Genomic DNA, 14,717 nt, shown 5'->3' on the forward strand with positions numbered 1-14,717 from the left:
ATAAGCGCAGCGCCATCCGGCAATTTTTTACTGCCAAAAGTGGTAACGTGTTTTATGGTCGGATTTATGGCACAACATAGCATCAAAGCACGTTGATAAATCCACACAGGTAGCCTATGCCCGCTGTTCCGCTCCCCTTTTTGACCTTCGTTATTTTGCTCATGTTGCTGACGAAGGTTTGCCTGCAGCGTGTATCCGGCTACCGTAGCACCGCCACGTTTATCGCTGGCTGCGCTCTGTTGGTATTGATGTCGGCCATGCGCTGGCAGTTCGATGTCCTCTACCTGCGCCAGATCCAGTCCATTGTTGCTATCGCCCTGCCTCCTCTGGCCTGGCGCTGTTTTGCCCGGTTAACGGAACGCAGTGGCAGACAGAAAGTAGCGATATGCCTCATCCCCTCTGCCATTGCGCTGGGACTAAACCTTGTTGCGCCTGCCACCACTGATGCGGTGCTGATGGCGCTGTACGTCGGCTATGGCTGCACACTTATTGGCACGGCATATCAGGGGCCGGATGCGTTTATCTTTAGCCGCCTGAATGATGCAGGCCCGGCGGCACGCATGGCATTTCTGGCAGGCAGCTTTCTCTGCTTTTCCGGCCTGACCGATCTGGCTATCGCAGTGGATTTCAGTTTTTACCAGGGCCACCAGGCCCCTCAGCTGGTGGCACTCTCGCAGGCGATCCTGCTGCCGTTTATCTGCCTGGCGATTATCTATAACGGGAAAAACGCGCCTCCCGATGAAGGCATACCCGCGATTGAACCCCAGAATAATAGCGAGGCGTTAGCCCTCCTCTGCCAGCGCGTTGAGGCACGCCTCTGCGAGCAGAGCCTCTACCTTAGCCCCGATCTGACGCTCAACACGCTGGCACGCAGGATGGGTATCCCGGCCCGACAGATTTCGCAGGCGGTGAACCAGACGCAGGGCTGCAACGTCTCCCAGTGGATCAACCGCTTTCGCATTCACCACGCCCAACGGCAGTTGCTCGCTACCGATGCCTCGGTTACGGAGATCATGCTCAAGGCTGGCTTTGCAACTAAATCCAATTTCAACCGGGAATTTACCCGTATTAGCGGGATGAGCCCAACCGAGTATCGTCGCTCCGCGGAGGAAGCGCTAACGCCTGCTGTAGAAACGCGCCCATCTCGTCAGCAAGGTGCTGATGGATATCGCTGCGGCTAACTGTGCCTCCATCCTGGCAAACGATCCCTTCCCCCGGCGCTTCCTGCTCAATCAGGGCCGCCGCGCCGGGTTTGCATAGCTGCATAAAGCTAAAGTGCGTTGCCCCCTCTACGCGGATATAGCGTTGCCATGCCGCAGGAATAAACGCTGCCAGATGCCCCGATTCCAGCCCGGCAGGTAGCGCATCGCTGTCGGCCTGAGCCGCCATAATCAGTACCGGGATACTTATCTGCTTCAGGCTCGCGGGCGTAAAGCCGCGCGCCAGTCCCAGATCGAGTGACACGACCGCTTTGATTCGCGGATCGCGGGCATCTTCAGCCAAACGTTCAGCCGCTAAGGGCTGGTCAATTCCAAGAGTGTGGAGCAGCTTGCAGCTCGACAGAACAGGATGATTTTGGCAGTCAGCAATAAAACGGTCTGCAGCAAAACGCGCTCCGGCGAGCTCAAGTACGGTCCAACCGCCGAGTGAATGCCCTACCGCCGCAATGCGCGTGTTGTCTACCTCTCCGGCAAGCGCTGGGGCCGCCAATATCGCATCCAACGTTCGTCGCAAATCCTGTGGGCGCTGCCAGAGCTGCTGTGCAGCTTTGGGGTTTCTATTATGCGTAGTGGTACCTGGGTGATCGACTGCTGCCACGATATACCCCTGCGCACTCATACGCTGTGCCAGCCAGTTCAGGTTACGCCAGCTGCCGCCATAGCCATGAGAGACCAGCAGCAGGGGATGCTTGCCGGGTGCAGGTTTTGCATCGCGCAGCGCCTGGGTTCCGATGAACACAATATTGTCGCCCACCGAGGCGGGCATACCGCTATGCAGCGTGGGATACCAGAGGGCAACATTAAGTGGACGGTCGCTCTCTTTTTGTAGAGTGAGTTGGCGAAATGCTGTTTCGGCGTGCGCCATGCAGCCGATCAGCATGGTGAAAGTAAAAAGAAAAATACGCGGGAACATAAAGGGCACCTGTTGAATGAAGACAGGCTGTATTGTGGGTTTTCTTCCTGTAGCGCGCGTCCTGAAACACGATCGAGGCCCTGGTCTGTGATTTTCAGGCATAAAAAAACCCGCCGAAGCGGGTTTTTATTAGCGGAAAGCAGCGTTAGTCGTTGTCGGAACCGCCCAGGCCTGCGTTCAGCAGCTCTGCCAGGCTGGCAGAAGCGTCTTCAGCAGTCACCTGCGGTGCTGCCGGCAGTTCGCCAGCGGCACGACGGCGCATACGATCCTGGTGGTACGCATAACCGGTACCGGCCGGGATCAGACGACCCACGATAACGTTCTCTTTCAGACCGCGCAGTTCGTCGCGTTTGCCCGCAACGGCTGCTTCGGTAAGCACACGAGTCGTCTCCTGGAACGATGCCGCGGAGATGAAGGACTCGGTTGCCAGAGACGCTTTTGTAATACCCAGCAGATCGCGAGCATAGGTTGCTGCGATTTTGCCGTTCGCTTCCAGATCGCGGTTGGCGATCTTGACGCGAGAGTATTCCACCTGCTCGCCTTCGAGGAAGTCGGAGCTTCCTGCGTTAGCAATGGTGGCTTTACGCAGCATCTGACGCACGATAACTTCGATGTGCTTATCGTTGATCTTAACGCCCTGCAGACGGTAAACGTCCTGCACTTCGTTGGTGATGTAACGCGTAACCGCGTGAACGCCACGAAGACGCAGAATGTCGTGCGGTGCTTCCGGACCGTCGGAAACCACGTCACCACGCTCTACACGCTCGCCTTCAAACACGTTGAGCTGACGCCATTTCGGGATCATCTCTTCGTACGGATCGCTACCGTCTAACGGCGTGATAACCAGACGACGTTTCCCTTTGGTCTCTTTACCGAAGGAGATGATACCGCTGATTTCCGCCAGGATTGCTGGCTCTTTCGGACGACGCGCTTCGAACAGATCCGCAACGCGCGGCAGACCACCGGTGATATCTTTGGTACCGCTGGATTCCTGAGGAATACGCGCCAGAGCATCACCCGCACCGATCTGCACACCATCTTCCAGCTGGACAATCGCTTTACCCGGCAGGAAGTACTGAGCCGGCATGTCGGTGCCCGGGATCAGAACGTCGTTACCGTTAGCATCAACGATTTTCAGCGCCGGACGCAGATCTTTACCACCCGCGGTACGTTCTGCAGAATCCAGAACCACCAGCGAGGAGAGACCGGTCAGTTCGTCGGTCTGACGAGTAATCGTCTGGCCGTCGATCATATCAGTGAAGCGGATGAAACCAGCCACTTCAGTGATTACCGGCATGGTGTGCGGATCCCAGTTTGCTACGGTCTCGCCGCCAGCAACCTGCTCGCCATCACCCTTGGCCATAACCGCACCGTAAGGCACTTTATAGCTCTCTTTGGTACGACCAAATTCGTCGATCAGCTTCAGCTCGGTGTTACGGGAGGTCACCACCAGCTTACCGCTAGAGTTCACAACCGATTTCGCGTTGCTGAGCTTGATGCTACCTTTGTTTTTCACCTGGATGCTGGACTCAGCAGCCGCACGCGATGCCGCACCACCGATGTGGAACGTACGCATGGTCAGCTGTGTACCCGGCTCACCGATGGACTGTGCCGCGATAACGCCGATAGCCTCACCTTTGTTGATGATGTGGCCACGCGCCAGGTCACGACCGTAGCAGTGGGCACACACACCAAAGTCGGTGTCACAGGATACAACGGAACGCACTTTCACAGAGTCAACGGAGTTCTCTTCCAACAGGTCACACATCTGCTCATGCAGCAGCGTGTTGCGTGGAACCAGAATGTCCGCCGTACCCGGCTTCAGGATATCTTCCGCAGTTACACGACCCAGAACGCGATCGCGCAGCGGCTCTTTAACGTCACCACCCTCGATAACCGGGGTCATGGTGATGCCTTCCAGCGTGCCACAGTCATCTTCGGTAACAACCAGATCCTGCGCAACGTCAACCAGACGACGCGTCAGGTAACCGGAGTTTGCCGTTTTCAGTGCGGTATCCGCCAGACCTTTACGCGCACCGTGCGTGGAGATGAAGTACTGGAGTACGTTCAGACCTTCACGGAAGTTCGCGGTGATCGGCGTTTCGATGATGGAGCCATCCGGCTTCGCCATCAGACCACGCATACCTGCCAGCTGACGAATCTGTGCCGCAGAACCACGCGCACCGGAGTCGGCCATCATGTAGATGCTGTTGAAGGAGACCTGCTGCTCTTCTACGCCGTCACGGTTAATCACGGTTTCGGTTTGCAGGTTATCCATCATCGCTTTGGATACACGATCGTTCGCCGCAGCCCAGATATCGATAACTTTGTTGTAGCGTTCGCCAGCGGTTACCAGACCAGACTGGAACTGCTCCTGAATCTCAGCAACTTCAGCTTCTGCTTCGCTGATGATCTCGTATTTTTTCTCCGGGATGACCATGTCATCGATACCAACGGATGCACCTGAACGCGCTGCGTAAGCAAAGCCGGTGTACATCGTCTGGTCCGCAAAAATAACGGTCGGTTTCAGGCCCAGAATGCGGTAACAGGTGTTCAGCATTTTGGAGATCGCTTTCTTGCCCAGCGCCTGGTTGACGATGGAGAAAGGCAGACCTTTCGGTACGATCATCCACAGAATGGCACGGCCAACGGTCGTGTCTTTAATGCTGGTTTTCGCAACGAACTCGCCGTTTTCATCTTTTTCATATTCGGTGATACGCACTTTAACGCGCGCATGCAGAGAGGCCAGGCCAGCGCGATAGATACGCTCGGCTTCTTTCGGGCCAGTCAGCACCATGCCTTCGCCTTTGGCGTTAACACAGTCACGGGTCATGTAGTACAGACCCAGTACAACGTCCTGAGACGGAACGATGATAGGTTCGCCGTTCGCCGGAGACAGAATGTTGTTGGTAGACATCATCAGCGCACGCGCTTCCAGCTGGGCTTCCAGCGTCAGCGGTACGTGAACAGCCATCTGGTCACCATCGAAGTCGGCGTTGTATGCCGCACAAACCAGCGGGTGCAGCTGGATTGCTTTACCTTCGATCAGAACCGGTTCAAATGCCTGGATACCCAAACGGTGCAGGGTTGGTGCACGGTTCAGCAGTACCGGGTGTTCGCGGATCACTTCGTCCAGGATATCCCAAACGACAGCTTCTTCACGCTCAACCATCTTCTTAGCGGCTTTGATGGTGGTGGCCAGGCCACGCAGCTCCAGCTTGCCGTAGATGAACGGTTTGAACAGCTCCAGCGCCATTTTCTTCGGCAGGCCGCACTGATGCAGACGCAGGTATGGACCTACGGTGATAACAGAACGACCAGAGTAGTCAACACGCTTACCGAGCAGGTTCTGACGGAAACGACCCTGCTTACCTTTGATCATATCGGCCAAAGATTTCAGCGGACGCTTGTTAGAGCCGGTGATGGCACGACCGCGACGGCCGTTATCCAGCAGGGCATCTACCGCTTCCTGCAGCATACGTTTTTCGTTACGTACGATGATGTCTGGCGCAGCCAGATCCAGCAGACGCTTCAGACGGTTGTTACGGTTGATCACGCGACGATACAGATCGTTCAGATCTGACGTAGCGAAACGACCGCCGTCCAGCGGTACCAGCGGACGCAGATCTGGCGGCAGAACCGGCAGAACGGTCAGGATCATCCACTCCGGCTTGTTGCCAGACTGTACGAACGCTTCCAGCAGCTTGATACGCTTGGTCAGCTTCTTACGCTTGGTTTCGGAGTTAGTTTCGTTCAGCTCTTCACGCAGCTGCTCGCACTCTTGCTCCAGATCCATGCTCTTCAGCAGGGCCTGGATAGCTTCCGCACCCATCTTCGCGTCGAACTCGTCACCGAACTCTTCCAGCGCGTCCAGATACTGCTCTTCAGTCAGGATCTGATGACGCTCCAGGTTGGTCATGCCGCCTTCGATAACCACATAGGATTCGAAGTACAGCACGCGCTCGATATCACGCAGGGGCATATCCAGCAGCAGACCGATACGGGACGGCAGCGATTTCAGGAACCAAATGTGGGCAGTCGGAGACGCCAGCTCGATGTGGCCCATGCGCTCACGACGCACTTTAGTCTGGGTCACTTCAACGCCGCACTTCTCACAGATCACACCACGGTGTTTCAGGCGCTTGTACTTACCGCACAGGCACTCGTAATCTTTTACTGGCCCGAAAATACGCGCACAGAAAAGGCCGTCACGCTCAGGTTTGAACGTACGGTAGTTAATGGTTTCCGGCTTTTTCACTTCACCGAAAGACCATGAACGGATCATGTCTGGCGAAGCCAGAGCAATTTTGATCGCATCAAACTCTTCGGTTTTAGTCTGCGCTTTCAGAAACTTTAATAAATCTTTCACGGATTTGCTCCCGTCGGAGTTAGCACAATCTGGTGCCGGGTATTACCCCAGCACCAGTGACCTGTTTGAGCGAGAGTTACTCGTCTTCCAGTTCGATGTTGATACCCAGCGAACGAATCTCTTTCAACAGTACGTTGAAGGACTCAGGCATGCCCGGTTCCATCTGATGGTTGCCGTCCACGATGTTTTTATACATCTTAGTACGACCGTTCACGTCATCAGACTTAACGGTGAGCATTTCCTGCAGGGTGTATGCTGCGCCGTATGCTTCCAGCGCCCACACTTCCATCTCCCCGAAGCGCTGACCACCGAACTGCGCCTTACCACCCAGCGGCTGCTGAGTAACCAGGCTGTAAGAACCGGTAGAACGCGCGTGCATCTTGTCATCAACCAAGTGGTTCAGTTTCAGCATGTACATGTAGCCAACGGTAACCTGGCGCTCGAACTGCTCGCCGGTACGACCGTCGAACAGCGTGATCTGACCGGACGTCGGCAGGCCACCCAGCTGTAACAGCTCCTTGATTTCAGACTCTTTCGCACCGTCGAAGACCGGCGTTGCGATTGGCATACCTTTGCGCAGGTTTTCAGCCAGACGCAGAACTTCTTCATCGCTGAAGGTATTCAGGTCAACTTTCTGGCGAACGTCAGTGCCCAGATCGTACGCACGCTGGATGAACTCGCGCAGTTTCGCGACCTCTTCCTGCTGCTTCAGCATGGCGTTGATTTTCTCGCCGATGCCTTTCGCAGCCATACCCAGGTGGGTTTCGAGGATCTGACCAATGTTCATACGAGACGGTACGCCCAGCGGGTTCAGTACGATGTCGACCGGCGTGCCGTTCTCATCGTAAGGCATATCTTCGATCGGGTTGATCTTAGAGATAACACCCTTGTTACCGTGACGACCCGCCATTTTATCACCCGGCTGGATCTGACGTTTCACGGCCAGATACACTTTAACAATCTTCAGCACGCCCGGTGCCAGATCGTCGCCCTGAGTGATTTTGCGGCGTTTCGCTTCGAGTTTCTTCTCGAACTCGTGTTTCAGTTCGTCATACTGCTCAGCCAGCTGTTCCAGCTGATTCTGTTTCTCTTCGTCGGTCAGGCCCAGCTCCAACCAGCGGTCGCGCGGCAGTTTGTCGAGCTTCTCAGCTTCAACGCCACCGGATACCAGCACGGCATGGATACGGCTGAACAGGCCAGCTTCGAGGATCTGCAGTTCTTCAGACAGGTCTTTTTTCGCCTGCTTCAGCTGCATCTCTTCGATTTCCAGCGCACGTTTGTCTTTCTCTACGCCATCGCGAGTAAAGACCTGAACGTCGATAACCGTACCGGAAACACCGTTTGGTACGCGCAGAGAGGAGTCTTTAACGTCAGACGCTTTCTCACCGAAGATCGCACGCAGCAGCTTCTCTTCTGGCGTCAGCTGGGTTTCACCTTTCGGCGTTACCTTACCAACCAGAATGTCACCGCCGGTCACTTCCGCACCGATGTAAACGATACCGGATTCATCCAGTTTAGAGAGCGCAGCTTCACCCACGTTCGGGATGTCAGCGGTGATCTCTTCCGGCCCCAGCTTGGTGTCACGAGACACGCACGCCAGTTCCTGAATGTGGATGGTGGTGAAACGATCTTCCTGGACCACACGCTCGGAAACGAGGATGGAGTCTTCGAAGTTGTAACCGTTCCACGGCATGAACGCTACGCGCATGTTCTGACCCAGCGCCAGCTCACCGAGGTCGGTGGACGGGCCGTCTGCCAGCACGTCGCCACGTTCGATTGGCTCACCCAGAGAGACACACGGCATCTGGTTGATACAGGTGTTCTGGTTAGAACGGGTGTACTTGGTCAGGTTGTAGATGTCGATACCCGCTTCGCCCGGGTACATCTCGTCGTCGTTAACTTTGATAACGATACGGGACGCATCCACGTACTGAACGGTACCGCCACGTTTCGCCACCGCAGTTACACCGGAGTCAACGGCAACAGCACGTTCCATACCGGTACCTACCAGCGGCTTATCAGCGCGCAGGGTCGGAACCGCCTGACGTTGCATGTTCGCACCCATCAATGCACGGTTGGCGTCATCGTGTTCCAGGAACGGGATCAGGGACGCACCGACGGAAACCACCTGCTGGGTGGAAACGTCCATGTAGTCAACCTGGTCGTTGCTGAACAAGCTGGATTCGCCTTTGCTACGGCAGGTAACGAGGTCATCAACAAAGCGACCTTCTTCGTCCAGGTTGGTGTTCGCCTGGGCGATAACGTAGTTACCCTCTTCGATAGCAGAGAGGTAGTGGATCTCGTCGGTCACAACGCCGTCGGTGACTTTACGGTACGGCGTCTCAAGGAAGCCATATTCGTTAGTCTGTGCGTACACGGACAGGGAGTTGATCAGACCGATGTTCGGACCTTCAGGCGTTTCGATAGGACATACGCGACCGTAGTGGGTCGGGTGTACGTCTCGAACTTCAAAGCCTGCGCGCTCACGGGTGAGACCGCCCGGGCCCAGTGCAGAGATACGACGCTTGTGCGTGATCTCAGACAGCGGGTTGTTCTGGTCCATAAACTGGGACAGCTGGCTGGAGCCAAAGAACTCTTTCACTGCCGCAGAGATCGGCTTGGCGTTGATCATATCCTGAGGCATCAGGGTGTCGAGATCGCCCAGTGAGAGACGCTCTTTCACTGCACGCTCAACGCGGACCAGGCCAACGCGGAACTGGTTTTCCGCCATTTCGCCTACGGAACGGATACGACGGTTGCCGAGGTGGTCGATATCATCCACTTCGCCAATACCGTTACGGATACCGATGAGCTTTTTCATCACCTGGATGATGTCATCTTTGCTCAGGATACCGGAACCTTCGATCTCGTCACGCAGCAGAGAACGGTTGAACTTCATACGACCAACCGCAGAGAGATCGTAGCGGTCTTCGGAGAAGAACAGGTTCTCGAACAGGCTTTCCGCTGCTTCACGGGTCGGCGGCTCACCAGGACGCATCATGCGGTAGATCTCTACCAGCGCGCTCAGGCGATCGGTAGTTGGATCGACACGAATCGTTTCCGACATGTACGCGCCGTGATCCAGATCGTTGGTGAACAGCGTTTCGATACGTTTATGACCGGACTGGCTCAGCTTAGCCAGCAGATCCAGAGACAGCTCCATGTTCGCCGGGCAGATCAGCTCGCCGGTGGAGGTATCAACGTAATCTTTTGCAGCCACTTTGCCCGCAATGTATTCAACCGGTACTTCGATGTGTTTGATCTCATCTTTTTCCAGCTGGCGAATGTGGCGCGCGGTAATACGGCGGCCTTTTTCGACATACACTTTGCCGTCGGCTTCGATATCAAACGAGGCGGTTTCGCCACGCAGACGCTCCGGGACCAGCTCCATCTGCAGCTTGTTGTCGCGGATTTCGAAAGTGACTTTTTCAAAGAACAGGTCAAGGATCTGCTCAGTGGTATAGTTCAGCGCGCGCAGGATGATGGTCGCAGGCAGCTTACGGCGACGGTCGATACGCACGAACAGGTTGTCTTTCGGGTCAAACTCGAAGTCCAGCCAGGAGCCGCGGTAAGGAATGATGCGCGCGTTATACAGTACTTTACCTGAAGAGTGCGTTTTACCTTTGTCGCTGTCAAAGAATACGCCAGGACTACGGTGAAGCTGAGACACGATGACGCGCTCAGTACCGTTAATAACAAAGGTACCGTTATCGGTCATGAGCGGAATTTCGCCCATGTAAACTTCTTGCTCTTTGATGTCTTTAACGGTGCCTTCCGGCGCTTCGCGCTCGTAGATCACCAGGCGCAGTTTTACGCGCAGCGGTGCCGAGTAGGTCACGCCGCGGATCTGGCACTCTTTCACATCAAAGACAGGCTCGCCCAGACGGTAGCTGACGTATTGCAGCTCGGAGTTACCGCTGTAGCTCGCGATCGGGAACACGGAACGAAACGCCGCTTCCAGACCATATTGTCCTTCAGGATCTTGCTCGATAAACTTCTGGAACGAGTCAAGCTGGATAGAAAGGAGATAAGGAATGTCCAGTACTTGCGGACGCTTTCCAAAATCCTTACGAATACGTTTTTTCTCGGTATAGGAGTAAACCATTAGGGTTCCTCAGCTCGCTGACAAGTCGACCCATCTGCCCGACGACGGGGGCAGTTTGTGCAACACTATTTTGTTGACCGGAAAGTGGAGCACTTTCCGCAATGCTTGTTGCTATCACGCTTAAACCATTTCGTCACGATTTACACAGTGCTCACGCGCTGTCGCAATATATTAAGTCGTCGATAGAAACAAGCATTGTGAGGGAGATCAGTAGCCAAACAGTGTGAAACGCTACTAACACCCTACAGCGCAAAAAGGCTGGTGACTAAAAAGTCACCAGCCATCAGCCTAATTTCTCAGGCTGCAACCGGAAGGGTTGGCTTATTTAACTTCAACTTCAGCGCCAGCTTCTTCCAGAGATTTTTTCAGAGCTTCGGCGTCGTCTTTGCTGATGCCTTCTTTCAGAGCGGCAGGAGCAGATTCTACCAGGTCTTTAGCTTCTTTCAGACCCAGGCCAGTTGCGCCACGTACTGCTTTGATAACAGCAACTTTGTTAGCGCCAGCGGCTTTCAGAATAACGTCGAATTCAGTTTTCTCTTCAGCAGCTTCAGCCGGGCCTGCAGCAACAGCTACAGCAGCAGCAGCGGAAACACCGAATTTTTCTTCCATTGCAGAGATCAGCTCTACAACGTCCATTACGGACATAGCGGATACTGCTTCAATGATTTGATCTTTAGTGATAGACATTTAAATTGTTCCTGAATATCAGAATAAGTTTATACGTAAGCAGATGCTTGATAAAGATAACTGCGATTAAGCAGCTTCTTTCGCATCGCGTACAGCAGCCAGAGTGCGAACCAGTTTGCCTGCAGAGGCTTCTTTCATGGTTGCCATCAGGCGTGCAATTGCTTCTTCGTAGGTCGGCAGGGTTGCCAGGCGATCGATCTGCGATGCCGGGATCAACTCACCTTCAAAGGCTGCGGCTTTAACCTCAAATTTTGCATTCGCTTTCGCGAACTCTTTGAACAGACGAGCAGCAGCGCCCGGGTGTTCCATAGAGTATGCAATCAGGGTCGGACCAACAAACGTGTCTTTCAGGCACTCGAACTGAGTACCCTCAACGACGCGGCGCAGCAGGGTGTTACGAACAACACGCATGTAAACGCCAGCTTCACGACCTGCTTTACGCAGTTCAGTCATTTTGTCTACAGTAACGCCACGGGAATCCGCAACTACTGCAGACAGCGCGCCTTTGGCTACTTCGCTGACTTCAGCAACAATCGCTTGTTTGTCTTGAAGATTTAAAGCCATTAGCTTTGCTCCTGGATGTTTGCCAGAGCTCATGCTCTGGAACTCACTTCACTCCCCTCAAAGAAGGGAGCGTCTAAATACGGTGAGCAGAAACAAGCCAAAGATACTTAAAAAATGTCTTCAGGTTCTGTCACCGTCTACGCAGGGAATTAAGTCTCTTGCGGGACACCTGCGGTCTTGGACGGAGGCCTGGATTAGGCCAGGCTCCAACCGAAAATCTTTCGTGGGCGAAGATTGTAGACAAATCCACCGCCCACGTAAAGGCGAATATTAGTTCGCCGCTGCGCTCAGACCAGCCTGGTCAACCGCAACACCTGCACCCATGGTGGTGGAGATGCTAACTTTCTTGATGTACACGCCTTTCGCCTGAGTCGGTTTTGCTTTTTTCAGCGCAACCAGCAGGGCTTCCAGGTTTTCTTTCAGTTTGTCAGCGTCAAAGTCCACTTTACCGATGGTGGTGTGGATGATGCCGTTTTTGTCGTTACGGTAACGAACCTGACCTGCTTTAGCGTTCTTAACTGCTTCAGCAACGTTAGGGGTTACGGTACCGACTTTCGGGTTCGGCATCAGGCCGCGCGGGCCCAGAACCTGGCCGAGCTGGCCAACAACGCGCATTGCATCCGGGGAAGCAATAACAACGTCAAAGTTCATTTCGCCTTTCTTGATCTGATCGGCCAGATCTTCCATACCTACCAGCTCTGCGCCAGCAGCTTTAGCTGCTTCAGCGTTCGGGCCCTGGGCAAATACGGCTACACGTACGGAACGACCGGTGCCGTTAGGCAGTACGGTTGCGCCACGAACGTTCTGGTCAGATTTACGAGCGTCGATGCCGAGGTTAACAGCAACGTCAACGCTTTCGTTGAATTTAGCGGTAGCCAGCTCTTTCAGCAGAGCGATAGCTTCGTTGATGTCGTACTGCTTGGTTGCATCAACTTTCTCACGGATAACACGCATGCGCTTGGTCAGTTTAGTCATGTCTTAACCCTCCACTACCAGGCCCATGGAACGAGCAGTACCTTCGATGGAGCGAGTCATCGCTTCAACGTCTGCACCAGTCATGTCCGCCGCTTTAGTCTGTGCAATTTCTTGCAGCTGAGCGCGAGTAATTGTACCCACTTTGTCTTTGTTCGGCTTGCCAGAACCAGACTTGATACCAGCCGCTTTCTTCAGCAGTACAGCTGCCGGAGGCGTTTTGGTAACGAAAGTGAAAGAACGGTCAGCGTAAACGGTAATAACAACCGGAATCGGCAGACCTTTCTCGATGGAATCAGTTTTGGCGTTAAACGCTTTACAGAATTCCATGATGTTAACACCCTGCTGACCCAGAGCCGGACCAACCGGTGGGCTCGGGTTTGCCATGCCAGCTGCAACCTGCAGCTTGACGTAGGCCTGGACTTTCTTAGCCATTCTTAAATCCTCAGTATGGGTAATAGCGCTTCAATGAAGCTCCCCGTGATAAATAGTGTGTCTTACGGGTACGTGACCCATAAAAACAAAAGGCGCGAAATTGTAGTCCAATCTCGCGCCTTGTGCAACGGGTAAATCGTTGCTTTTTTGATCGCCTGGGCTATTAGGCTTTTTCGACCTGGCCGAAGTCCAGCTCTACCGGCGTCGCACGACCGAAGATAGAGACAGAAACCTTCAGGCGGGACTTCTCGTAGTCCACCTCTTCCACCACGCCGTTAAAGTCAGCAAACGGACCGTCGTTAACACGGACCATTTCACCCGGCTCAAACAGGGTTTTCGGACGCGGCTTGTCGCCAACCTGCTGCAGGCGGTTCATGATAGCGTCAACTTCTTTGTCGCTGATCGGGGCCGGACGGTCTGACGTACCGCCGATAAAGCCCATCACGCGCGGCACGCTGCGCACCAGGTGCCAGCTGGCGTCGTTCATGACCATCTGGACCAGAACGTAACCTGGGAAGAACTTGCGTTCGCTTTTGCGGCGCTGGCCGCCACGGATCTCGACCACTTCTTCGGTCGGTACCATGACTTCGCCAAACAGCTCTTCCATATTGTGTAATTTGATATGCTCACGCAGCGAAGTCGCTACGCGGCCTTCAAAACCGGAAAACGCCTGAACGACGTACCAGCGCTTTTTAGGGGCTTCAGACATCTCAGAACCTCAGGCCAGTGATAAAGGATACCAGGCGAACCAGAATACCATCCAGTCCCCACAGGATAAGTGACATAACAGCGGTCACTGCGGCCACAATCAGTGTAGTGTGCAACGTTTCCTGGCGAGTTGGCCAAATCACTTTACGGACTTCGGTTCTCGCTTCACGGGCAAAAGCAACGGTCGCTTTACCCTTTGTCGTCAACAGCGCGACACCACCCGCTGCAGCAATAAGAATTACTACTGCCAGCGCGCGTAACGGCAGCATCATGTCACGATAGAGGTAGTTGCCAACGATAGCTACGATCAGCAATACAGCAACGACAACCCACTTCATCGCTTCCAGGCCGCGCCCGCTCCCTTGAGCTTCGGTATTCGCACTCATAAACCAACCTGTCACAAGAATTCAGAAAAACATTTTGCCCCGCGGACGCGAGGCAAACCTAACCGAAATGCTCCGGCTCTTACGCCATCTACAGAGCCTGTCTCAGCAATGATTATGACAAAAAAAATCACTGATGAGCCAGGTTCTGGTTCGAAAGCGTGCAAAAAGGGCATCAAATGATGCCCTTTTCATGCGCATTGCGTCAAATGTTATCAGCGATTAGCTGAGAACTTTAGCAACAACGCCTGCGCCAACGGTACGGCCGCCTTCACGGATTGCGAAACGCAGACCGTCGTCCATCGCGATCGGGTGGATCAGGGTAACAACCATTTTGATGTTGTCGCCCGGCATAACCATC

At 54.3% G+C, this 14,717-nt stretch carries 10 protein-coding genes and 1 pseudogene; 1 reads left to right on the forward strand and 10 read right to left on the reverse strand.

Going from position 1 to position 14,717, the window contains the following annotated elements; all coding sequences use genetic code 11:
* The first annotated feature begins 116 nt into the window (after window positions 1–116).
* Complete coding sequence (locus WFN61_RS20265; RefSeq protein WP_337039140.1) at window positions 117–1,181, forward strand: helix-turn-helix domain-containing protein; 1,065 nt, start codon at window positions 117–119, stop codon at window positions 1,179–1,181.
* Here the strand turns inward: WFN61_RS20265 and WFN61_RS20270 are convergent.
* The 10 genes and pseudogenes from WFN61_RS20270 to tuf all read right to left on the reverse strand — a co-directional run.
* Complete coding sequence (locus WFN61_RS20270) at window positions 1,069–2,133, reverse strand: alpha/beta hydrolase family protein (RefSeq protein WP_257759200.1); 1,065 nt, start codon at window positions 2,131–2,133, stop codon at window positions 1,069–1,071. The genes WFN61_RS20265 and WFN61_RS20270 overlap by 113 nt on opposite strands.
* Before the next feature lie 145 nt (window positions 2,134–2,278).
* Window positions 2,279–6,502, reverse strand: a complete 4,224-nt coding sequence (gene rpoC / locus WFN61_RS20275; protein ID WP_144819385.1) for a DNA-directed RNA polymerase subunit beta' — start codon at window positions 6,500–6,502, stop codon at window positions 2,279–2,281.
* A 76-nt stretch (window positions 6,503–6,578) separates the two neighbouring features.
* Window positions 6,579–10,607, reverse strand: a complete 4,029-nt coding sequence (rpoB, locus tag WFN61_RS20280; RefSeq protein WP_042395609.1) for a DNA-directed RNA polymerase subunit beta — start codon at window positions 10,605–10,607, stop codon at window positions 6,579–6,581.
* 321 nt (window positions 10,608–10,928) lie between these two features.
* Window positions 10,929–11,294 (reverse strand): 50S ribosomal protein L7/L12, encoded by a 366-nt coding sequence (gene rplL, locus WFN61_RS20285; RefSeq protein ID WP_003033114.1) that lies wholly within the window; start codon window positions 11,292–11,294, stop codon window positions 10,929–10,931.
* A gap of 66 nt (window positions 11,295–11,360) precedes the next feature.
* Complete coding sequence (rplJ, locus tag WFN61_RS20290; RefSeq protein WP_001207203.1) at window positions 11,361–11,858, reverse strand: 50S ribosomal protein L10; 498 nt, start codon at window positions 11,856–11,858, stop codon at window positions 11,361–11,363.
* 270 nt (window positions 11,859–12,128) lie between these two features.
* Window positions 12,129–12,833 (reverse strand): 50S ribosomal protein L1, encoded by a 705-nt coding sequence (gene rplA / locus WFN61_RS20295; protein WP_144819384.1) that lies wholly within the window; start codon window positions 12,831–12,833, stop codon window positions 12,129–12,131.
* Between the two features lie 3 nt (window positions 12,834–12,836).
* Window positions 12,837–13,265: a 50S ribosomal protein L11 gene (gene rplK / locus WFN61_RS20300; RefSeq protein ID WP_042395618.1), complete on the reverse strand. Its 429-nt coding sequence runs from the start codon at window positions 13,263–13,265 to the stop codon at window positions 12,837–12,839.
* 163 nt (window positions 13,266–13,428) lie between these two features.
* Window positions 13,429–13,974: a transcription termination/antitermination protein NusG gene (gene nusG, locus WFN61_RS20305; protein WP_007665882.1), complete on the reverse strand. Its 546-nt coding sequence runs from the start codon at window positions 13,972–13,974 to the stop codon at window positions 13,429–13,431.
* Window position 13,975: 1 nt separating this feature from the next.
* A complete protein-coding gene (secE, locus tag WFN61_RS20310; protein ID WP_003862342.1) occupies window positions 13,976–14,359 on the reverse strand; it encodes a preprotein translocase subunit SecE in 384 nt (127 codons plus the stop codon).
* A gap of 219 nt (window positions 14,360–14,578) precedes the next feature.
* Window positions 14,579–14,717, reverse strand: a pseudogene (gene tuf / locus WFN61_RS20315) (elongation factor Tu); the annotation flags it as partial.

Source organism: Pseudescherichia sp. AS216 (genome assembly GCF_037152055.1).
Lineage (GTDB): Bacteria > Pseudomonadota > Gammaproteobacteria > Enterobacterales > Enterobacteriaceae > Pseudescherichia.